This is a genomic window from Citricoccus muralis (assembly GCF_003386075.1).
GTDB lineage: Bacteria > Actinomycetota > Actinomycetes > Actinomycetales > Micrococcaceae > Citricoccus > Citricoccus muralis.
Window position 1 is genome coordinate 653,988 of the sequence record NZ_QREH01000001.1, and the last position, 19,961, is coordinate 673,948.

Genomic DNA, 19,961 nt, shown 5'->3' on the forward strand with positions numbered 1-19,961 from the left:
ATCATCTTGATTTCGCTTGCCTCTGTCCTGCTCGTCGGCCTGGTCCTGCTGGTCTTCATCGACCGCAGGCCCAAGAGCCCCCGGGGCGTCTACCCGACCACTCGTGACGCCAATGATCCGGGCCCCAGCGGTACTGGGAGCACCGCGGTCCTCGATCGTCCGGAGACGGACGACGCCGGCCACGCGGGTACCGCGGTCGCCGAACCCGAGGCGCCGGTCGCCGCCCCCGTGCCCGCCACAGACGTGGTGGAGGCCGAGGCACCGACCGCCCCCGAGCTGGAGACACCGGCTCCTGTGGCCGGCCGACTGGCGCGGCTGCGTGCGCGCCTGGCCAAGTCCAACAGCATCTTCGGCAAGGGCCTGTTGGCGCTGCTGTCCACGGACAACATCACCGATGACGTCTGGGACGAGGTGGAGGAGACCCTCCTGCTGGCGGACCTCGGCACCGAGCCCACCATGGAACTCGTGGACAACCTGCGCGAACGCGTCACCGTGGAGGGGTCCCGCGACCCCCAACAGGTCAAGGCCATGCTCCACGAGGAACTGGTCAAGATGGTCGATCCGAACATGGACCGCCGCCTGGACGCCTCCCGCAAGGATGGGCGCCCGGCCGTGATGATGGTCGTCGGCGTCAACGGTGTTGGCAAGACCACCACCGTCGGCAAGATCGGGCGCGTGCTCGTGGCCGAGGACCGCCATGTCGTCTTCGGCGCCGCTGACACCTTCCGTGCGGCCGCTGCCGAGCAGCTGGCCACGTGGGGTGCACACGTGGGCGTGGACACCGTCCGCTCCCACGAGGATGGGGCCGATCCGGCCTCGGTGGCCTTCGAGGCCGTGAAGACCGGCATCGAGCAGGAGGCGGACGTGGTCATCGTGGACACCGCCGGGCGTCTGCAGAACAAGGCCAACCTCATGGACGAGCTGGGCAAGATCAAGCGCGTCATCGAGAAGCAGGCGGCCGTGGACGAGGTGCTGCTCGTTCTGGACGCCACCACCGGACAGAACGGCCTGGCCCAGGCCAAGGTCTTCGCCGAGGTCGTCAACATCACCGGCATCGCCCTGACCAAGCTTGACGGCACCGCCAAGGGCGGCATCGTGGTGGCCATCCAGCGTGAGCTCGGCGTCCCGGTCAAGCTCGTCGGCCTGGGCGAGGGCCCGGACGATCTCGCCCCGTTCAACGCCGAGGGCTTCGTGGAGGCCCTGCTCGACTGAGCCGTCGTGCTGCCCGCGGCGAAACATGCTGTTTACCGCCGCCGGACGATCGTCATCTCGGGGAAACATCCTGACGAGGACCGTGAAACACGCCACGCGCATTCTCTTAAGCGGGACCGGTCGCAACCCGTCGCGACACCGCACGATCTCCCGGGCCATCCCCGCCCGGGAACCACGGGTGGTCCTTCGGCGAGAGGATGAACAGTGGAAACGATTGAACTGACATCGGGGCATGTCTGGACCATGGTGTGTGCCGCCCTGGTGCTGCTGATGACCCCCGGATTGGCCTTCTTCTATGGCGGCATGACCCGCGCCAAGGCCGCCCTGAACATGATGATGATGTCCTTTGTGTCCATCGGCCTGGTCGCCGTGGTCTGGGTGCTCTGGGGCTACAACATGACCGGCGGTGACGGCATCGCCCAGATATTCGGCAACCCGTTCGCCGATTTCGGGCTCTACGGCTCCTTCGGCACCGAGGACCTGATCGGCATCGGTTTCGGCGCCACCTTCGCCATCATCACGGTGGCCCTGATCTCGGGTGCCATCGCTGACCGCGCCAAGTTCAGCACCTGGGTGGTCTTCGTCCCGATCTGGGTCACCGCCGTCTACTGCCCGCTGGCCTTCATGGTCTGGGGCGGTGGACTGCTCTCCGCCGACGGTGTCATCGGCAGCGCCGTGGGCGAGGCCGTCGACTTCGCCGGTGGACTGGTCGTCCACATCTCCGCCGGCGTGGCTGCCCTGGTCATCGCCCTGCTGCTCGGCAAGCGCAAAGGCTTCGGCACGGACCCCGGTCACCGCGCCCACAACATCCCCTTCGTGATGCTCGGCGCCACCCTGCTGTGGTTCGGCTGGTTCGGCTTCAACGGCGGCGCCGCCGGCGATGCCACGGAGGCCGGCCTCATCTGGGTCAACACCCTCGCGGCCCCGGCAGCCGCCATGCTCGGCTGGTTGCTGACCGAACGGATCCGCGGCAAGCGCGCCACCTCGATCGGCAGTGCCTCCGGCATCGTGGCCGGACTGGTGGCCATCACCCCGGCCTGTGCCTTCGTCGATCCCGTGGGCGCCCTCATCATCGGCTTCATCGCCGGTGCCGCCTGTGCCCTGGCCGTCGGCCTGAAGTACAAGCTCGGCTTCGATGATTCCCTGGACGTCGTCGGGCTGCACCTGGTCGCAGGCATCATCGGCACCGTCATGATCGGCCTGCTCGGCCGGCCCCTGGAGGACGGCCGCGCCGGCCTGTTCTATGGCGGCGACGCCTCTCTGCTGCTGGCTCAGGTGGTGGCCGTACTGGTCGCCGTCGTCTACGCCGGCGTGGTCACCTTCGTGATCGGTATCGCCCTCAAGGCCACTATGGGGTGGCGCGTCACCGCTGAAGAGGAAGAGGCCGGTCTGGACCGGTCCCTGCACAGCGAGAACGCCTACGAATTCGGTGGCGGCGGGATGGGAACGTCCTATTCCGAATCCCCGGACACCGGAGAGCAGGAGACGGTGACTGCTGCGGCTCCGGCAGACCGGGAGGCCACCTCGGTCGGCGTGAAGTAGGGAGTCACGTTCGCCAGGGGGCCCCGCCAGCGAGCGGGGCCCCCGCTCGGTCTGACTTGATACCCTTGGGAACTGGTAGTTTCCGCCGCCACCCCCAACCACCGAAGGAAGAGCACCGCAGTGTTCAACTCCCTGTCCGATCGCCTGGCCGCCACCTTCAAGAACCTGAAGGGCAAGGGGCGCCTGTCCGAAGCGGATATCGACGCCACTGCCCGTGAGATCCGGCGGGCCCTGCTGGATGCTGACGTGGCCGTTCCGGTGGTGCGGGAGTTCATCAGTCACGTCAAGGAGCGGGCCCTCGGCGAAGAAGTCAGCCAGGCCCTGAATCCCGGCCAGCAGATCGTCAAGATCGTCAACGAGGAACTGGTCGCCATCCTCGGTGGTGAGACGCGGCGGTTGAACCTCGCGAAGAATCCCCCGACGGTCATCATGCTCGTCGGCCTGCAGGGTGCGGGTAAGACCACTCTGGCGGGCAAGCTCTCCAAGCACCTGAAGGAACAGGGCCACACCCCGATGCTGGTGGCGGCTGACCTCCAGCGCCCCAATGCGGTCAAGCAGCTCCAGGTCAATGGCGAGCGGGCCGGCGTGCCGGTCTACGCCCCGCACCCGGGCGTCTCCAGTGAGTTCGAGGATCCCAGCGGGGATCCGGTGCAGGTGGCCCGGAACGGCGTGGCCGAGGCCACGGCCAAGTACAACGACATCGTGATCGTGGACACCGCCGGCCGTCTCGGCATGGACGCCGAGCTCATGCAGCAGGCCGCGGACATCCGCGCGGCGGTCCAGCCGGACGAGGTCCTCTTCGTCCTTGACGCCATGATCGGCCAGGATGCCGTGGCCACGGCCCAGGCCTTCAACGAGGGTGTCGGCTTCACGGGCGTGGTGCTCTCCAAGCTCGACGGCGACGCTCGCGGCGGTGCCGCCCTCTCGGTGCGCTCGGTGACGGGCAAGCCCGTGATGTTCGCCTCCACGGGTGAGAACCTCGGCGACTTCGAGGTCTTCCACCCGGACCGTATGGCCTCACGCATCCTGGACATGGGTGACGTGATGAGCCTGATCGAGCAGGCTGAGCGCAACTGGGACCGGGCCGATGCTGAGAAGATGGCCCAGAAGTTCGTGGACCAAGAGGACTTCACCCTCGACGACTTCCTTGATCAGATGCAGCAGATCAAGAAGATGGGCTCCATGAAGAAGCTCCTGATGATGATGCCCGGGGCTCAGGGCATGCGTCAGCAGCTCGAGCAGTTCGATGAGCGGCAGATCGACCGCATCGAGGCCATCATCCGGTCCATGACTCCGCACGAGCGGGTGGCCCCCAAGATCATCAACGGCTCCCGCCGGGCCCGCATCGCCCGCGGCGCCGGTGTCCAGGTCTCCGAGATCAACGGCCTGTTGGAGCGTTTTGGTCAGGCCCAGAAGATGATGAAGAAGATGGCGGCCGGCGGCGGCATGCCGGGAATGCCCGGGATGCCCGGAGGTGGAGCCGGTGGGGCCGGCGGCGCCCGCAAGGGCAAGGGCAAGGGCAAGAAGGCCAAGCCCAAGTCGGGCAACCCGGCCAAGGCGGCCCAGGAGATGCGTGAACTCGAGGACCGCCGCAAGCGGTCTGGCTCCCCGGCCGCAGGTTCTGCCTTCGGTCAGGGCGTCGAGGGCGGTCTGGACGGCGGCTTCGACCCGTCGTCACTGAACCTTCCCAAGGGGTTCGAGAAGTACCTCGGCGGCAACTGAGCCGGCACGACTCGAGGGCCGCAACCACCACGGTGGTTGCGGCCCTCTGGCGTTTCCGGGCTGGACTGGTTCCTCTGGTGGGCCGGGTGGTTCTGGTCACACCGCACCGGGCAGTGGAATACTTGAAGCGTCAACTGAGTTGTGATGTGATGAAGGCGCTGACCGGGTGACACGAGCCAGTGAATCCGCAGTGCCGCCCGCAGACGCCACCAGCCCGAGTAGATACCGGGCCGAACCCGAGGAGACCAGTCATGTCCTTCACCGCCTCTGAGACCGCTGCGGATCCCGTTGCCCTGCGGCGCCAGTCCATGCAGCATCAGCCCATCAGTGGGCGCCCCGTCGCCGATCTGCTGCCCGCCGGCCTGTCCATGGGGATGGTGACCCTGAAGTCGGACAACGTGGCACGCCTGCGGGCCTATTACGAGCAGGCCCTGGGCCTCGTCGCCCTGGCCGAGGATGGCCCCCATGTCGTCCTGGGTCGGTCCGGCGTGCCGCTTGTCGGCATCGAGGAGGCACGCGGCCTCAAGCTCCCGACTGAGGGTGAGGCCGGCCTCTATCACGTGGCCATCCTCTTCGAGGAGGCTGCCGATCTCGCCGCCACGGTTTACTCGGCCGTGCGCCTGGACCCCACGCGGTTCGTCGGCAGTTCTGACCATCTCGTCTCTGAGGCCTTCTACTTCCAGGACCCGGACAACAACGGCATCGAACTCTACGTCGACCGGCCGCGTGACCAGTGGCAGTGGGGTTCCGACCGCCAGGTGGCCATGACGACCATCTACCTGCCGTGGGACCGGTACCTGGACACGCACCTCACCGAGGAGGCCGTGAACCGGCTGACCACCGCGCCCGCCGCCGTGGGACACGTCCACCTTCAGGTGGGGGACGTCCTGGAGGCAGAGGACTTCTATATCCGGGAGCTCGGCTTCGAGAAGACCACCGCGCTCGGCACCATGGCCCTGTTCGTGTCCGCGGGCGGGTATCACCACCACATGGCGATGAACACGTGGAACTCCACCGGTGTCGGGCCCCGCCGCAACACACTCGGTCTGGGATCCGTGGAGATCACGCTGCCGCAGGGCGAGGGGCTGGGGTCCGCCGAGGACCGGCTCAAGAGTGCCGGCCGGGCCGTCCAGCGCACCGGGCGCGGCCTCGAGGTCCGCGACCCGTGGAACACGCTGCTCGTGCTCTCCGAGGCCGAGGTGCCGGCCGGCGTCGGGACCGATGCTGGGCCTAGCGCGGAGGCCGCGCCCGAGACGAAGGAGGACACCCCTCGGGTGAACTAGGAGAAATAGCCGGGTGTCTGGCAGAATGGGACGGTACTGAACTGCCGTCCGGGCGACCCTCTATCACTCCGGCCGGCCGTTCTGTCAGTAGCACACCACCCCGCGCCAACCCCACGGCCGGCGTGTACGCTGCGCCAAAACCAAGAACCAGGAGCTACCACACCCGTGGCCGTAAAGATCCGTCTGAAGCGTTTCGGCAAGATTCGCGCCCCGTACTACCGCATTGTCGTCATGGACTCCCGCACCCGCCGCGATGGCCGTGCGATCGAGGAGATCGGCAAGTACCACCCCACCGAGGAGCCCTCGTTCATCGAGGTCAACTCCGAGCGGGCACAGTACTGGCTGTCCGTGGGCGCCCAGCCCACCGAGCAGGTGCACGCCATCCTCAAGATCACCGGTGACTGGCAGAAGTTCAAGGGTGAGCCGGGTGCCGAGGGCACTCTGAGGACCAAGCAGCCGAAGGAGTCCTTCGTGACTCCGCAGAAGGGCTCGGTCATCATCCCGGAGGCCATCACGCCGAAGAAGGATGCCGCTGAGGCCCCTGCCGACGCCGCTGAAGCCACCGAGGTCGCCGCCGACTCCGCCGAGGCTCCGGCCGACGAGAAGTCCGAGTGACCATGCTGCAGGAAGCGCTCGAACATCTGGTCCGGGGAATCGTGGATTCCCCGGAAGATGTTCAGGTCGACCTGCGGAACAACCGTCGCGGCGAAGTCCTCGAGGTTCGTGTCGATCCCGCCGACCTGGGTCGGGTGATCGGCCGCCAGGGCCGGACCGCCACCGCGTTGCGCACCGTGCTGGGCGGCCTCGCCGGCCACGCGGTCCGGGTCGACGTCGTGGACACCGACCGCCGCCGGTAGCTGTACCGAACCGCTCCGTCCCGCTCTGCGGTAGCGGCGCGGCCGCATGACATGATGGCCCGTGTCCGGACACCGTCCGGCGCGGGCCATTGTCGTCCCTGACCTTCTTACCTTCTTTTGACCTTCTTCTTGTCTTCTTGTCTTCTTCTTGCCTTCCCTCCGAAAGGACCCCACGAACATGCCGCAGCCAGGTGCTGAGACCCCGCCCCGGGACGACCGCGAGCAGGTCCGCGTCGCGAGGATCGGCAAGCCCCATGGCATCCATGGTGAGGTGACCGTCCAGGTGTTCACGGACGAGCCCGGAGAGCGGTTCAGCCCAGGAGCGGTGCTGCAGGGCCGCCGTGGCGGTCAGGGCGCCGGCCGGGACGGGACGCTGACCGTGGTCCGGGCCCGGTGGAACAAGGACATCCTCTTGCTGGCCCTGGAGGAGGCGGCCGACCGCAACCAGGCCGAGGCACTCCGCGGCACCGAGCTCTTCGCCGAGCCGGAGGAGGCGGGGGAGGATGACGCCTGGTACGAGGAGGACCTGGTCGGACTGGCCGTCATGGTCGACGGCACGAAGGTCGGCACGGTGACCGGGTTGGTCACCGGAGAGGTCCAGGACCTGCTGGAGGTGGAGCTCGACGGCGGAACCAGCGCGCTCGTGCCGTTCGTCGAGGAGATCGTCCCGGAGGTTGATCCCGAGTCCGGCACGATCACTCTGACGCCACCGCCGGGCCTGTTGACGCTCAACGACCCCACGGCTGATGGCAGCTCTGCAGCGGAGGATCCTGCATGAGGATCGACGTCGTCACGATCTTCCCCGAGTACCTCCAGGCCCTCGACGTCTCGTTGATCGGCAAGGCCCGCCGGGAGGGCCTGCTGGACATCCGCATCCACGACCTGCGCGACCACACCTCCGACCGGCATCGCACCGTGGACGACACCCCCTATGGCGGGGGTGCCGGCATGGTCATGAAGCCGGAGCCCTGGGCGTTGGCGCTCGAGGCGATCGCAGCCTCCGCAGCTGACGCCGACGACGCCGATGGTGCGCGTCCGGTCTTGCTGGTGCCGACGCCGTCGGGCACGTTGTTCCGACAGTCCGTGGCCCAGGAGCTGGCCGGGGCGGACCACCTCGTGGTGGCCTGCGGACGCTATGAGGGGATCGACGAGCGACTGTTCGAATGGGCCGCCGAGCTCTTCGAGGTGCGGCTGGTCTCCCTCGGTGACTACGTCCTCAACGGCGGAGAGGTGGCGGCCCTGGCGATGATCGAGGCCGTGGGGCGACTGGTTCCCGGGGTGGTCGGCAACCCGGAATCCCTCGTGGAGGAGTCCCACAGCGACGGACTGCTCGAGTACCCGGTCTACACCAAGCCCTCCTCGTGGCGTGAGCGCGACGTCCCTGAGATCCTGCTGTCCGGCGACCACGGGCGGATCGCCGCCTGGCGGCACGACCAGCAGTTGGCCCGCACCCGGGCCCGGCGCCCGGACCTGTTGCCGCCCGAGTCCACCGTGCCAGGAGACAAGACGGTCTCGGATCTGGCATAATGGTCAGCTGTGTCAACTGGACATCCGACCTGCCACAGGGGGCGGATGCCGACAGTCTGGCCCACCGGCACCCAGACGGGTCAACCGGTCCCTAGCTTGGGCATGCCCATCCCGACGCCTCCACTTCCGGAGGCACCGGCCGGCGTGCCGCTGATGACGTGGATGACCTGTGGCGTTCACCAGGAGTATCACTATGCATATTCTCGACTCCCTCGATGCGCCCTCGCTGCGCAACGACGTTCCCGATTTCCGCCCCGGTGACACCGTCAAGGTGCACGTGAACATCGTCGAAGGCAAGACCGCCCGCGTGCAGGTCTTCCAGGGCTTCGTCATGGGCCGCCACGGCCATGGCGTGCGCGAGACCTTCCGTATCCGTAAGGTGTCCTTCGGCGTCGGCGTGGAGCGTACCTTCCCGGTGCACTCCCCGGTCATCGACAAGATCGAGCTCGTCTCCCGCGGTGACGTGCGCCGCGCCAAGCTGTACTACATGCGCGATCGCCACGGCAAGGCCGCCAAGATCAAGGAGAAGCGCGACTTCTCGACCAAGAAGGCCTGATCTGCGTCTCCGCATGATCATGATCCGATGACCGACTTGTCGTCAGACTCGTCGCCTCGTCAGCGCCGCGGGCGCCGGAACCCCCTGGGGAACCGGCGCCCGCGGCGTCGTCGTCTCCGGGCGGCGTTCGAGGCACATCCCGCCCGGGCCTGGGCCGTCCTCGTCGGCGCGGTGCTGATCGCCGCCGTGCTGGCCGCTGCCCTGCTGCGCAGCACCGTGGCGGATCTGTATCGCATCCCCTCCGAGTCCATGGAGCCACTGCTGCTCCCCGGAGACCGCATCAGTGTGGACCGAGGGGCCTACGCGGCCGAACCCGTGGAGCGGGGCGACGTGGTCGTCGTGGACGGGGAGGGCAGCTTCGCGCCCTACGATTCCCGGCCGGCGCCGGCCCGCGCGGTGGACGAGGCGCTGCAATGGCTCGGCCTGGCACCGGACACCTCCGCCTACGTGAAGCGGGTGGCCGGCGTGGGCGGGGACACCGTCTCCTGCTGCAGCGCTGACGGCCTGCTCAAGGTCAACGGCGAGGCCGTCCCGGAGGACTATCTCGCCGAGCCGCCGGCCTCCCGCACCTCGTTCACCGCCGAGGTGCCCGAGGGGCGGCTGTTCCTCCTGGGGGACAACCGCCACCACTCCCTCGATTCGCGCGGCCTCCTGGGCGCCCCGGGCGGCGGCATGGTCGAGGAGACCAAGGTCATCGGGAAGGTGACCGGCATCGCGTGGCCCGTGGAGCGACGCACCCCGCTGGAGCCCGGTCCTGGAGCGGGCGAGCGGTAGAGTGGACAGCCGGACCAGCGGAGAGGATGGCGAGATGGCCCAGGAGAACTACCCGGGGGCACCTGAGGCCCCTCGAGGGGAAGGCTCTGGGACGACCCCCGCCGAGACCCCCATCGAAACCGCCGCAGGCCACGATGCTGGTCATGTCGCCGGCCCGGCCACGGACCATGCCGGTGCACCGTCTGGAGGGCACCGGCTCTGGCTCGCGGTCCGTGAAGTCGTCCTGATCGTGCTCATCACCCTGCTGGCCTCCTTCCTGGTCAAGACCTTCCTGTTCCGCGCGTACTACATCCCCTCCGGGTCCATGGAGCAGACGCTGCAGATCAATGACCGGATCTTCGTCAACCTCCTGGTCCCCGGCCCCTTCGATGTGGAGCGCGGTGACGTGGTGGTCTTCGAGGACACCAAGGGATGGCTCGGAGAGCCGGCCCCGGTGGCGTCCAACCCCGTCCGCGAGGCCCTCGAGTTCATCGGCCTGATGCCGAACTCCTCCGAGCAGCACCTCGTCAAGCGGCTCATCGGCCTGCCGGGGGACCGGGTGGAGTGCTGCACCGCCGAGGGGATGCTCACCGTCAACGGCACCCCGGTCGAGGAGCCGTACCTGCACCCGGGGTCAGCCCCTTCGGACATCCCCTTCGACGTCACAGTGCCCGAAGGCCAGATCTGGGTCATGGGCGACCACCGGGACGCCTCCGCCGATTCCCGCATGCACCAGGACGGCCCGGGCAACGGCTTCATCAGCCTGGACGACGTGACCGGCCGCGCCGAGGTCATCGCCTGGCCCCTCTCCCGCTGGGGAGATGCCGGCGGCAACCGCGACGCCTTCGAGCACGTCCCGGATCCCGAGGCGGCCCGGACGGAGTCCGAATGAATCCCGCCAGCCGCCGAGCTGGACGTCGGCTCGCATGACCACGCGGACCGTCGTGCACGGCCCCGACCTGTCCGTCGAGCTGTCCCTCGTCGCGGAGCGGCTGGCCCTCGCCTCACCCGCAGGTGCTGGCGACGTCGGGCGCACCGGGCGCCCGCTGCTGGTCGCCGGCATGGACGAGGTGGGCCGGGGTGCCCTCGCCGGTCCGGTGAGCGTGGGGGTCGTCGTCGCGGCCCTGCCCGACGCCGGCCCGCAACCGGCCGTCCGTGACTCCAAGGTCTTGTCCGCCAAGCGTCGGGAGGCGCTGGTCCCCGAGATCCTCGCCTGGGGTGCCGCGGCCGCCGTCGGGCACGCGGAACCGGGGGAGATCGACCGGTACGGGATCTCCGCAGCCCTGGCCCTCGCGGGTCGGCGGGCCTGGCACCGAGTGGCGACTGATCTGGGGCGCATCCCGGATGCGCTGGTGCTGGACGGGCGTGACAATTGGCTGCCGCGTTCCCCTCTTCAGGCGAGCGTCGGGTTGGCCCCCGGCCCCGGTGCGGTGCACCTCCAGGTCAAGGCCGATGCGACATGTGCCACCGTGGCCGCCGCCTCGATCCTGGCCAAGGTGGAACGCGACGGGCTGATGACCGGCCTGGCGGAGGCCTTTCCCGACTACGGTTGGGAGGGCAACAAGGGCTACGGGGCCGCGGTGCACCGGCAGGCCATCCTGGACCGGGGGCCGAGCCCCTACCATCGGATGAGCTGGAACCTGGGCCTGTCCCGGGGCCAGGAATCGACCCCGGTCTGGCCGCAGAGGCCGGAACAGGGCCGGGAGCAGGGCCTGCAGCAGGGAGAATGGACGGCATGAGCGGCGACGAACTCGAGAACTACGAATCCGAGATGGAGCTTCAGCTCTACCGGGAGTACCGCGATGTGGTCGGCCTCTTCCGGTACGTGGTGGAGACCGAACGCCGCTTCTACCTGGCCAATGCGGTCGAGGTGAAGGCCCGATCTGAAGGCGGTGAGGTGTTCTTTGAAGTCCTGATGGAGGACGCCTGGGTGTGGGACATCTACCGCACCGCCCGCTTCGTCAAGCGGGTGCGGGTGCTCAGCTTCAAGGACGTCAACGTGGAGGAACTCCCGCAGAGCGACGACCTTCAGCTGCCCCAGGACGGGCCGCCCCTGCCGTAACCGGAGAGCCGGTCGTGACCGCAGAGCCGACGCGTTCCTCCACAGCGCACCGGTTCACTCTCAGCATCCACAGTGACCAGCCGCCACGCCCCACGCAGCCCTGCGAGCGAGCAGGCTGGTACGTGGAGGTACATCAATGGAGCAATCCACCGCGGCCGGTCGCCGGCCGCAGCAATCATCAGCCCACACGGCACTCGGCCGCTTCGGGGAAGACGTGGCCGCCCGGTGGCTGCAGGACCAGGGCTACGAGATCGTGGACCGCAATTGGCGCTGCCCGGATGGTGAAATCGACCTCGTGGGGATCCACCAGGGGTGGTGGGTGGCGGTGGAGGTCAAGACTCGCCGCGGTCTCGGCTACGGGCACCCCTTCGAGGCCATCAACCCGCGCAAACTCCGCCGGCTCTACCGGTTGTCACTTCAATGGGCGGCTGCGCACCCGGAGTTGCGGGGGTTGGCCGGCTGGCGGGTGGACGCGGTCTCCGTCCTGCTCCCGGCTGGTGGGGGCCTGACCGTCGAGGTCCTCAAGGACATCCGCCCATGAGTGCGGCTGCCGTCATGGGGCGGACCCTGGCCGTGGCGCTCACCGGCATGCACGGCCATCTGGTGGAGGTCGAGGCGGACATCGGCCAGACGCTGCCCGGCTTCGTCCTGCTCGGCCTGCCGGACCAATCGCTCCAGGAGAGCCGGGACCGGATCAAGGCCGCCGCCCGCAACTCCGGGTTGCCGCTGACCCGGAGGCATTTGACCGTGAACCTGGTCCCGGCGGCACTGCACAAACGCGGGCCGGGATTCGACTTGGGGATCGTGATGGCCGCCTATGCCGCCGACCGCCAGGTGCACGGCGTGCACGGGCTCGTGTTCCTCGCCGAACTGGGGCTGGACGGCCGGTTGCGCCACGCGCCGGGGATCCTGCCCTCTGTGATGGCGGCGGTCGATTCCGGGTATCCGGATGTCGTGGTGGCCGAGGAATCGGCGGATGAGGCCTCCCTGGTGCCCGGCGCCAGGGTGCGTGGGTTCCGCTCGTTGCATGAGGTGATTCGGGCCTTCGGCGGCGAACCGGAGCCCCCACTGGCCAGTGCCGTGGCGGCACGGGCGCCGGCGTCGGGTGGCGAGGACAGGGCCACCTCCGCCTCTCTGAAGGGGGGACACGAACCCGATCTCTCGGAGGTCTCGGGGCAGTTCGAGGCCCGCTTTGCCCTGGAGGTGGCTGCGGCCGGGGGACATCACGTTCTGTTGGAGGGGAGTCCGGGGGCGGGCAAGACGATGTTGGCCGAACGCCTGCCCGGCATCCTGCCGCCGTTGGACGACCAGACGGCTCTGGAGGCGACCGCGGTACGGTCACTGACTGGACGGCCGCAGGACGCAGCCCGGCTGATCCGCAGGGCCCCGTTCCAGGCGCCCCACCATTCCGCCTCCATGGCGGCTTTGGTTGGTGGTGGCTCAGGCATCGCCCGGCCCGGGGCCGCATCCTTGGCGCACGGCGGAGTGCTGTTCCTGGATGAGGCACCCGAGTTTGACCGGCGCGTTCTGGATGCCCTGCGTCAGCCCCTGGAGTCCGGCGCCATCACCCTGCACCGGTCCTCCGGGGCGGTGCGCTACCCGTCCCGCTTCCAATTGGTGCTCGCAGCGAACCCCTGCCCCTGCGGTTGGGGCGGCGGGCGCGGCAGCAAGTGCCGGTGTACGTCCTTGCAACGGCGGCGCTACACGGCCAAACTCTCCGGCCCTCTATTGGATCGGGTGGACATCCAGGTCACGGTTCCGGCGGTGGACGCGGCTGCCCTGACCTCCGGGGCCGGAGGAGAGGACTCGGCCACCGTCCTGAGCCGCATCCTGCCTGCGGTCGAGAGGCAGGCCACGCGGCTGAGTCCCTTCGGACTGTCCCGCAATGCCCACATCCCGGCGGCCGTGTTGCGGGACGGACCGTTGGCCATCGAGCCTCGGGCACGCGCCGGAGCCGACGCGGCCCTGGATCGAGCAGAACTCACCGCCCGGGGTCATGCCCGCGTCATGCGACTGGCCTGGACCATGGCGGATCTGCGGGATGCGGACCGGCCGGAGGCGGAAGACGTGGACGCGGCCCTGTACCTCCGGCGACGGGGAGATGGGGAGAACGCAGCATGAATGAAAACGTGGACAGGGAGATGGAGTCTGACATGAGTAGTGGTGCGAGCCTGGAGAACGCCAGACACCCGAGCCGCCGCACGATCGGTCTCCTCGGCGCGGAGACGAGTATGGACGAGATCCGCATCGCCCGGGCGGCGCTGACCCGGCTGCTCGAGCCGGGATCGGTCCTGGGCGCCACCGCGGTCCGGGTCTGGGGTGCCTCGCGTGCGGTCCAGATCCTCACGGGTCGGGACACCCCGGGCGCCGATGAGCGGCAGGACCTGAGGCTGGTCCTCGCCTCGGAGGGTGTGACGCTGACCGAACGGACCTGGAGCACGTCCCTGGCCGGGTGGGCGGCCCGCGCCTCAAGCCTCGCCCCCGAACGGGACTTGGCCTCGCTCGAACGATTGGGCGGTGGGTTGTTGATCCCGGAGGATCCGGAGTGGCCCAGCGGCGTGGACGACCTGGGGCCGGCTGCCCCGGTGGCCTTGTGGTTCCGGGGTGCAGGACCTGTTCCCCGCGGCAGCTCCACCCTGGCTGTGGTGGGGAGTCGCGACGCCACCGGGTATGGGCAGTCAGTGACGCGGACCCTGGCGGGTGGGTTGGCCGCACGGGGACTGACGGTGATGTCCGGAGGGGCCTACGGCATAGACGCCATGGCCCATCGGGCGGCGCTGGCCTCGGGCACGGGCGCGCCGCAGACGGTGGCCGTCATGGCCGGAGGTCTGGACCGTTACTACCCGGCCGGCAATGAGGACCTGTTGCGAGAGGTGGTGGCCCAGGGGTTGCTGCTGTCCGAGCTGCCACCGGGTGCCAGCCCGACTCGGCACAGGTTCCTGCAACGCAACCGCATTATCGCGGCCCTGTCCTCAGCCGTGCTGGTGGTGGAGGCGCGGTGGCGTTCCGGCGCGCAGAACACGGCCGGTCACGCCTTGGGCTTGGGCCGGGAAGTCGGGGTGGTCCCCGGGCCGGTGACCTCCCCGCAGTCTGCCGGTTGCCACCGGTTGCTTCGGGAATCCCCGGCAGTCGTTGTCAGTGACGTGGAGGAGGCCCTGGCCTTGATGCCGAGCGGTGGCGGCGATGCCGAGCGTGCCGCTGGCGGTCGAGGGTCAGCGCTGCACGGGGCCAGCGCTGGAGGCGCTGGAGATGCTGGAGGTGCTAGAGGCCCTGGAAATTCGGGTAACTCGGATGGCTCGGGGGTTTCGGGTGGTCCGCCGAGCACCGCTCGGCCCCATGACCACCTCACGGTGGAAGAGCTGCTGGTCTATGAGGCGCTGCCCCTCCGCAACGCCGCGCCGGTGGACAGACTCTGCGCCGTGGCCGGGTTGGGCCCCGGCACGGTCATGGGCACCCTGAAGAAGCTCCAACGCCAATCGTTGGCCGAGCAACGGGAGTCGGGCTGGCGCCGCGGTGCGGCCGCGGGGACGTGTTAGCGGAAACAACAGCGGCAGGGTCAGCGGCAGAGACACCGGCAGGGCTAACAACAGAGGTGACGTCAGAGATAGCGGCGAAGCAGTCAGACTGACAGTGACCCAGAAGGGAGTCGTAGCCCAGCCAGAGAACGGCACAGTGGCAGAGTGGGAGCATGTCCTCCTCCACTGCACCGCGCGCCGTGCGAGCCGGAACGCCGCCCCGGCTCGCGGCCCGGGACCGTGCCTGGGTCGAGGGCTTCGCCGATCACCTGATGCACGAACGCAACCGCTCGGACCAGACCGTCCGCGCCTATCTCTCGGACGTGGAGGGCCTCGTCTCCGAGGTGGCCGAACACGAGCAGCTGGCCCCCGTGGAGGGAGCCTGGCCAGAGGTCCTCGGAGGTCTCGACCTGGCCGACCTGCGCGGCTGGCTGGGCCGGCTGTCCGCTGCCGGGCGCTCGCGGTCCACGCTCGCCCGGAAGACGGCCTCCGTGCGGGTCTTCATGGCGTGGGCCGTGCGCGAGGGACACCTCGAACAGGACCCGTCGCTCCGGCTGAGCTCCCCGAAGCGCAGCAGCACGCTGCCTGATGCGTTGAGTGCCGACCAGGCCGGACGGCTGTTGGACAACGCCGGGGCGCCTGCTCCGGAGGACGCCAGGGAACGAGCGGTGGCCCTGCGGGACGCCGCCCTGCTGGAGGTGCTGTATGCGACCGGCCTGCGCGTTTCCGAGCTCGTGGGACTGGACCGTCAGGACGTGGACCATGAACGCCGCACACTGGTAGTCACCGGCAAGGGCGGCAAGCAGCGGACGGTCCCTTTCGGTGCGCCGGCGGCGACCGCCCTCGAACGCTGGCTGGATCACGGCCGCCGGGTCCTCGTGCTCGGTGACCCATCTGGCCACCGTCCCCTCTCCGCCACAGCCCCAGCCCGGGATGCCCTGTTCCTGGGTGTCCGGGGCGGACGCCTGGGCGTGCGCCAGGTCCGTGAGGTCGTCAACCGGGCCCTGGCCGGGCTCGGGGACACCGCCGCCCGTGGCCCCCACGTGCTGCGCCACACGGCAGCCACTCATCTGCTCGACGGCGGCGCAGACCTGCGCAGTGTGCAGGAACTACTCGGCCACTCCTCCTTGCAGACCACGCAGCTCTACACCCACATCTCGGTCGAACGGCTGCGCGAGGGGTACCGCCAGGCACATCCACGGGCCTGAACGGGTGTCGATCTTGGCTCTGGGCGCAGTTGTGGGGCACAATGGTCCCGGAAGCACACCGCTGTCATTCCTTAGACTGACCTCGGAGCTTCCGGTAACAGCTTCAGTAACTGAACATATCGAGGCATCTGGCGCAGGTCGCTGCCTCCCGGGAACCCTTGTGGTTCACCCGCCTGTGGGGTCGTTGGGGAAGACGTACCGCACAGCACTGGGAGGAACGTATGTCTGAAACCATGGTCCGTGGAATTGTGTCCATCCACTCGGCCCCGGCCGCGCTATGCCCACACATCGAGTGGGCGGTGGGCTCGGTCCTCGGTGCCCAGGACCAGCTCGAGTGGACGGCGCAGCCGGCATCCCAAGGTGCCTATCGAGCTGAGATCGTCTGGACCGCACCCCAGGGATCGGGTGCCCGGCTGGCCTCCGCCCTGCGCGGGTGGGCTCACTTGCGCTACGAGATCACTGAAGAGGCCTCCGCTGGAGCGGATGGCAGCCGGTGGTCCCACACTCCCGAGCTGGGCATCTTCCATGCCACCACTGACGTCACGGGCAACATCATGGTGTCTGAGGATCGCATCCGTTACGCGTACGAGCAGGGCAGCGGCGACCCCTCCGCCGTCTTCCATGAGCTGAGCCTGGCCCTGGGCGAGGCCTGGGACGAAGAGCTTGAGCCCTTCCGGCAGGCCGCCGAGGGAGCCCCGGTGCGCTGGCTGCACCAGGTCGGCTAACAACCCTTCGCAGCCACAGCCGCCGCATCGGCCTCAGCAATCGCCACGCTTCTCCAACCGGAGCTAGCTTGAGCTGCCGCCTGCGGGAGCCGCGCTCCTGAGTTGCGCCCTTCCTCCCAGAACGACAGAACCCGCCAGGTGATCCTGGCGGGTTCTGTCGTTAAGACAGCAACAGCACGGGGGGCTGACCCGGTGTCAGACGCTCCGGAACAGGGACACGGCGTTGTGACCGCCGAACCCGAAGGAGTTGTTGACCGCCACGCGGGCGCCCTGGGGCAGCTGACGAGGCTGCCCGGTCACCACGTTGAGCGGGATCTCCGGGTCCTGGTTCTCGAGGTTGATGGTCACCGGGGCCTGTCCGTGGTAGACGGCCAGCACGGAGAGCACGGACTCGATGGCACCGGAGGCGCCGAGCAGGTGCCCGGTCTGGCTCTTGGTGGCGGACACGGCCACCTCGTCCAGGTGGCCGCCGAAGACGGACTTCATGGCCAGGTATTCCGGGCGGTCGCCGACCGGGGTGGAGGTGGCGTGGGCGTTGACGTGGCTGACATCCGTGGGCGCCGCACCGGCCGATTCCAGGGCGAGGGTCAGGGCGCGGGAGGCTCCGAGCCCCTCGGCCTCCGGAGCGGTGATGTGATAGGAGTCCGAGGTGACGCCCGTTCCGGCCAGCTCGGCGTAGATGCGGGCACCGCGGGCCTTGGCGTGCTCCTGGGACTCGATCACCAGGGCGCCGGCTCCCTCGCCGAGCACGAAGCCGTCACGGTCCTTGTCATAGGGGCGGGAGGCACGCTCGGGCTCGTCGTTGCGCCGGGACAGGGCCTGCATGGAGGCGAAGGCGGCGATCGGGAGGGGGTGGATGGCGGCTTCTGCGCCGCCGCAGACCACCACGTCCGCCTTCCCGGAGCGGATGAGTTCCAGGCCGATGTCGAGGGACTCGGTGCCGGAGGCACAGGCGGACACCATGGTCCTGGCGCCGGCTCGGGCGCCCAGGGCCAGGCTGATGGCCGCGGCCGGGCCGTTCGGCATGAGCATGGGCACAGTCATGGGCAGCACGCGGCGCGGGCCCTTGTTGCGCAGGGTGTCCCAGCCGTCGAGCAGGGTCCACACGCCGCCGATGCCGGTGCCGAAGGACACGGCGAAACGATCCGGGTCCACGGAGCTGTCCTGGTCCGTCCCGACGGCCAGCCCGGCGTCGGCCCACGCCTCACGGGCGGCCACCATCCCGAACTGGGTGCTGGGGTCCATCCGCTTCATCTCCACTTTGGAGAGCGTCTCTGATGCCGGGGTGGACACCTGGGCGGCGAAGGTCACGGGCAACTCGTACTCGGCGACCCATTCCTGCTCCAGCGGGCGGGCGCCTGAGGCTCCGGCAAGGGCGTTCTGCCACAGGGTCGGGACGTCACCGCCGATGGGTGTCGTGGCACCGAGCCCGGTGATCACGGCTGTGCGGTTCATGTTTCTACCTTTGGTCTACCGGGTCGGTGGACCCGAACGAGTGGTTTGTGAGGGGCTGGGAGCGGCCCTGAACCGGGGGAGGGGCCGGCCGGCGTCGGGACAATCCGTCTGTCCGCCGGCCGGTTCCCTCACCGGTCGCTGTGATCCAACGGCAGGTCAGCCCTGGGCGTTGGCGATGAACTCGACGGCGTCATTCACGGTCTTGAGGTTCTTGACTTCCTCATCCGGGATCTTGACGTCGAACTTCTCCTCGGCGTTGACCACGATGGTCATCATCGAGATCGAATCGATGTCCAGGTCATCGGTGAAGGACTTGTCCAGCTGGACCTCTTCAGCCTCCAGGCCGGTCTCTTCGTTGACGATCTCGGCGAGGCCGGCGAGGATCTCTTCCTTGTTTGCCATGGTGGCTCCTTCGGTGTGGATGATGGTGGTTGATCCAGCGTCGGTCGACGTGGAGGTCAGGTCAGGGGGAGCAGCTCAGGGGAGCCGGACCACCTGGGCGCCGTAGACCAGCCCGGCGCCGAAACCAATCTGGAGGGCGAGGCCCCCGCTGAGGGAGGGGTCCTCCTGCAGGACCCGGTGCATGGCCAGGGGGATGGAGGCGGCGGAGGTGTTGCCGGTCTCCTTGATGTCCCGGCCGATGGTCACCGTGTCCGGCATCTTCAGCTGCTTGGCCAGCTCGTCGATGATCCGCTCGTTGGCTTGGTGCGGCAGGAAGGCCGCCAGGTCCTCGGCGCGGACACCGGCCTTGTCGAGGGCCTCCTGGGCCACCTTGGCCATGGACCACACGGCCCAGCGGAACACGCTCGGCCCGTCCTGGTGCAGCGTGGGCCACAGCTTGTTCTCGGGGTCCGTCAGCGCGGAGGTGTCTCCGGTCCGGCGGGCGGTCTCCGCGGCATCACGCAGGTCGAGGATCGAGCGGGACATGCTCACGGTCTCCCAGCGCTCACCGTCGGACCCCCAGACGCTCGGGGCGATCCCGGCATCCTCGGAAGCGGCCACCACCACGGCGCCGGCGCCGTCGCCGAGGATGAAGGAGATCGAGCGGTCCGTCTCGTCAATGAAGTCGGAGAGCTTCTCGGCACCGACGACGACCACGTGCTTGGCCATGCCGGACCGCACCAGGGCATCGGCCTGGGCCACGCCGTAGCAGTAGCCGGCGCAGGCGGCGGAGATGTCGAAGGCCGGTGCGGGAGTGGCACCGATGTTGTGGGCCAGCGCGGCGGCGGCCGAGGGAGTCGCGTAGGGGGAGGTCACGGTGGAGACGATGACGGCGTCGATGTCCGCCCCGGTGAGCCCGGCCTTCTCGATGGCTTCCTGGGCCGCCTGGGTGGTGAGGTCGAGCAGGGACAGGTCCCGGTCGGCCCGGCGGCGGGTGACGATGCCGGTGCGCTTCTGGATCCACTCGTCCGAGGAGTTGATCGGCCCGGCGATGTCCTCATTGGTCACCACCAGGTTGCCGCGCGCGGCGCCCACGGAGAGGATGCGGCTGCCGGCGACGGGCTCGTACTGCTTCAGGGTGGTGGTCATGGTGTCCTCGGGGT

At 68.9% G+C, this 19,961-nt stretch carries 21 protein-coding genes; 18 read left to right on the forward strand and 3 right to left on the reverse strand.

Annotation, left to right across the window (positions count from 1 at the left end):
• The first annotated feature begins 6 nt into the window (after positions 1–6).
• The 18 genes from ftsY (at position 7) to C8E99_RS02850 (ending at position 16,962) form a co-directional block, all read left to right on the forward strand.
• A complete protein-coding gene (ftsY, locus tag C8E99_RS02765; RefSeq protein ID WP_425452844.1) occupies positions 7–1,212 on the forward strand; it encodes a signal recognition particle-docking protein FtsY in 1,206 nt (401 codons plus the stop codon).
• A gap of 213 nt (positions 1,213–1,425) precedes the next feature.
• Positions 1,426–2,754 (forward strand): ammonium transporter, encoded by a 1,329-nt coding sequence (locus C8E99_RS02770; protein WP_115933168.1) that lies wholly within the window; start codon positions 1,426–1,428, stop codon positions 2,752–2,754.
• 120 nt (positions 2,755–2,874) lie between these two features.
• Positions 2,875–4,476 (forward strand): signal recognition particle protein, encoded by a 1,602-nt coding sequence (gene ffh, locus C8E99_RS02775; RefSeq protein ID WP_115931013.1) that lies wholly within the window; start codon positions 2,875–2,877, stop codon positions 4,474–4,476.
• A gap of 308 nt (positions 4,477–4,784) precedes the next feature.
• The gene (locus tag C8E99_RS02780) at positions 4,785–5,759 is read left to right on the forward strand and encodes a VOC family protein (protein ID WP_425452906.1); all 975 of its coding nucleotides are present in this window, start codon (positions 4,785–4,787) and stop codon (positions 5,757–5,759) included.
• Between the two features lie 165 nt (positions 5,760–5,924).
• Entirely contained in the window at positions 5,925–6,374 is a 450-nt protein-coding gene (gene rpsP, locus C8E99_RS02785) for a 30S ribosomal protein S16 (protein ID WP_115931014.1), read from the forward strand.
• A gap of 2 nt (positions 6,375–6,376) precedes the next feature.
• Positions 6,377–6,616 carry an RNA-binding protein gene (locus tag C8E99_RS02790; RefSeq protein ID WP_115933169.1) on the forward strand — a complete coding sequence of 80 codons (240 nt, stop codon included), beginning with the start codon at positions 6,377–6,379 and terminating at the stop codon, positions 6,614–6,616.
• A 178-nt stretch (positions 6,617–6,794) separates the two neighbouring features.
• Complete coding sequence (gene rimM / locus C8E99_RS02795) at positions 6,795–7,394, forward strand: ribosome maturation factor RimM (RefSeq protein WP_115931015.1); 600 nt, start codon at positions 6,795–6,797, stop codon at positions 7,392–7,394.
• Positions 7,391–8,143 (forward strand): tRNA (guanosine(37)-N1)-methyltransferase TrmD, encoded by a 753-nt coding sequence (trmD, locus tag C8E99_RS02800; RefSeq protein WP_115931016.1) that lies wholly within the window; start codon positions 7,391–7,393, stop codon positions 8,141–8,143. Before rimM ends, trmD begins: the two co-directional genes overlap by 4 nt.
• A gap of 193 nt (positions 8,144–8,336) precedes the next feature.
• Complete coding sequence (rplS, locus tag C8E99_RS02805; protein ID WP_115931017.1) at positions 8,337–8,699, forward strand: 50S ribosomal protein L19; 363 nt, start codon at positions 8,337–8,339, stop codon at positions 8,697–8,699.
• 27 nt (positions 8,700–8,726) lie between these two features.
• Positions 8,727–9,473, forward strand: a complete 747-nt coding sequence (gene lepB, locus C8E99_RS02810) for a signal peptidase I (protein WP_115931018.1) — start codon at positions 8,727–8,729, stop codon at positions 9,471–9,473.
• 34 nt (positions 9,474–9,507) lie between these two features.
• Complete coding sequence (gene lepB, locus C8E99_RS02815) at positions 9,508–10,344, forward strand: signal peptidase I (protein WP_115933170.1); 837 nt, start codon at positions 9,508–9,510, stop codon at positions 10,342–10,344.
• Positions 10,345–10,378: 34 nt separating this feature from the next.
• Positions 10,379–11,191 (forward strand): ribonuclease HII, encoded by an 813-nt coding sequence (locus C8E99_RS02820; protein ID WP_115931019.1) that lies wholly within the window; start codon positions 10,379–10,381, stop codon positions 11,189–11,191.
• Complete coding sequence (locus tag C8E99_RS02825; protein WP_115931020.1) at positions 11,188–11,514, forward strand: DUF2469 domain-containing protein; 327 nt, start codon at positions 11,188–11,190, stop codon at positions 11,512–11,514. Before C8E99_RS02820 ends, C8E99_RS02825 begins: the two co-directional genes overlap by 4 nt.
• A gap of 136 nt (positions 11,515–11,650) precedes the next feature.
• Positions 11,651–12,055 (forward strand): YraN family protein, encoded by a 405-nt coding sequence (locus C8E99_RS02830; protein ID WP_115931021.1) that lies wholly within the window; start codon positions 11,651–11,653, stop codon positions 12,053–12,055.
• Positions 12,052–13,635 (forward strand): YifB family Mg chelatase-like AAA ATPase, encoded by a 1,584-nt coding sequence (locus C8E99_RS02835; RefSeq protein WP_245952047.1) that lies wholly within the window; start codon positions 12,052–12,054, stop codon positions 13,633–13,635. Before C8E99_RS02830 ends, C8E99_RS02835 begins: the two co-directional genes overlap by 4 nt.
• A gap of 32 nt (positions 13,636–13,667) precedes the next feature.
• On the forward strand, positions 13,668–15,050 hold the full coding sequence (gene dprA / locus C8E99_RS02840; protein ID WP_245952048.1) for a DNA-processing protein DprA: 1,383 nt from the start codon (positions 13,668–13,670) through the stop codon (positions 15,048–15,050).
• Between the two features lie 152 nt (positions 15,051–15,202).
• Positions 15,203–16,237, forward strand: coding sequence for a tyrosine recombinase XerC (locus C8E99_RS02845; protein ID WP_115931022.1), 1,035 nt, complete (start codon positions 15,203–15,205; stop codon positions 16,235–16,237).
• A gap of 221 nt (positions 16,238–16,458) precedes the next feature.
• Positions 16,459–16,962 carry a DUF3145 domain-containing protein gene (locus C8E99_RS02850; RefSeq protein WP_115931023.1) on the forward strand — a complete coding sequence of 168 codons (504 nt, stop codon included), beginning with the start codon at positions 16,459–16,461 and terminating at the stop codon, positions 16,960–16,962.
• A gap of 195 nt (positions 16,963–17,157) precedes the next feature.
• Here the strand turns inward: C8E99_RS02850 and fabF are convergent, their stop codons facing one another.
• The 3 genes from fabF to C8E99_RS02865 all read right to left on the reverse strand — a co-directional run bounded on the left by fabF (position 17,158) and on the right by C8E99_RS02865 (position 19,947).
• Positions 17,158–18,417: a beta-ketoacyl-ACP synthase II gene (fabF, locus tag C8E99_RS02855; RefSeq protein ID WP_115931024.1), complete on the reverse strand. Its 1,260-nt coding sequence runs from the start codon at positions 18,415–18,417 to the stop codon at positions 17,158–17,160.
• A gap of 156 nt (positions 18,418–18,573) precedes the next feature.
• On the reverse strand, positions 18,574–18,819 hold the full coding sequence (locus C8E99_RS02860) for an acyl carrier protein (protein ID WP_115931025.1): 246 nt from the start codon (positions 18,817–18,819) through the stop codon (positions 18,574–18,576).
• 75 nt (positions 18,820–18,894) lie between these two features.
• Positions 18,895–19,947: a beta-ketoacyl-ACP synthase III gene (locus C8E99_RS02865; protein WP_115931026.1), complete on the reverse strand. Its 1,053-nt coding sequence runs from the start codon at positions 19,945–19,947 to the stop codon at positions 18,895–18,897.
• Positions 19,948–19,961 lie beyond the last annotated feature (14 nt).